General features: G+C 43.6%; 2 protein-coding genes. Both read left to right on the forward strand.

Annotation, left to right across the window (positions count from 1 at the left end; genetic code table 11):
- Positions 1 to 1,033 (forward strand): ABC transporter permease (locus B7C60_RS17825; RefSeq protein WP_245868536.1); only part of this gene is annotated, 1,033 nt, incomplete at its 5' end.
- Positions 1,033 to 1,222, forward strand: a 190-nt coding sequence (locus B7C60_RS17830; protein ID WP_245868538.1) for an ATP-binding cassette domain-containing protein, incomplete at its 3' end; no start/stop codon positions are given. The genes B7C60_RS17825 and B7C60_RS17830, both read left to right, overlap by 1 nt.

Here is a 1,222-nt window from a genome sequence, read left to right on the forward strand (position 1 = left end):
GCTTGCTTTAGTGGCCATGGAAACGATAGGCGACTTTGGTACGGTTAGCTATTTTGCGGTCAATACCTTAACTACCGCGGTGTATGATACTTGGCTGGGGTACTCTAATTTAAATGCAGCAGCGAAGATTTCAGCCCTGATGCTGTTTATTATTGTGCTATTACTGAGTGGTGAGCGATACAGTCGGCGTAAACAGAAGTTATTTCAAACTCAGTTTAATAGTCATGAAGATTGTCGTTACGCCTTAACGGGATGGAAAAAGTGGTTAGGGGTAATATGGTGTTGGGGGCTCGTCTTGGTCGCCTTTGTCTTACCTTTACTGCAGTTGTTCCATTACGCCTTGATCTATTTTTCTGTCAGTTGGACAGCTGAGTTTCGCCAATTTGCTTTCAATAGTTTTACGGTTGCTATTTTTGCGGCAATTACTGCGGTTATGGTCGCTTTAGTGATGAATTTTAACGTTCGTCTGCATGCAAACAAATGTTCATTGATCTATAGGCGTATCGCTGCTTTGGGGTATGCCGTGCCTGGAACGGTGCTTGCAATCGGGATTATGATGCCGGTATTAATGATCGATCATGGGGTGAATGACGTAGCGAAGTGGTTAAATTGGGGGCGGCCCGGTTTAATTTTTTCAGGTTCAATGTTCGCCATTATTTTTGCGATGGTGGTGAGGTTTTCTGCTGTGGCGATAGGCAGTATTGAAACCAGTCTCAATAAAGTATCACCATCGCTGGACATGGCAGCCAGAACAATGGGATGTAATGCCAATCGCATGCTTTGGCGTGTCCATTTTCCTCTCGTCAAGCGTGGGATATTGATTGCTGGGCTATTGGTGTTTATTGAATCGATGAAAGAACTCAACGCCGCGTTATTGTTGCGCCCATTCAATTTTGAAACGTTAGCCACCTATGTGTATAACTACGCCTCAGATGAGCGGTTAGAAATAGCAGCAATGCCTGCGATCCTGCTTGTGTTGGTTGGATTGATTCCTTTGCTTATCGTTAACCGTTCACTGGAGCAAAAATACTAATGAATAGTGCTTTATTGATTAACAATCTCTCTTGTCAATATGAGGATCAAGTTATATTAGAATCCTTATCATTAGAGGTGGAAAGTGGGCAAATCGTCTGTTTACTTGGAGCCAGTGGCTGTGGAAAAACCACTTTATTGAAAGCGATAGCCGGCTTATTACCTCTCAGCTCCGGTGAAATGCACCTCA

Origin of the sequence: Vibrio fujianensis (assembly GCF_002749895.1) — a bacterium.
GTDB lineage: Bacteria > Pseudomonadota > Gammaproteobacteria > Enterobacterales > Vibrionaceae > Vibrio > Vibrio fujianensis.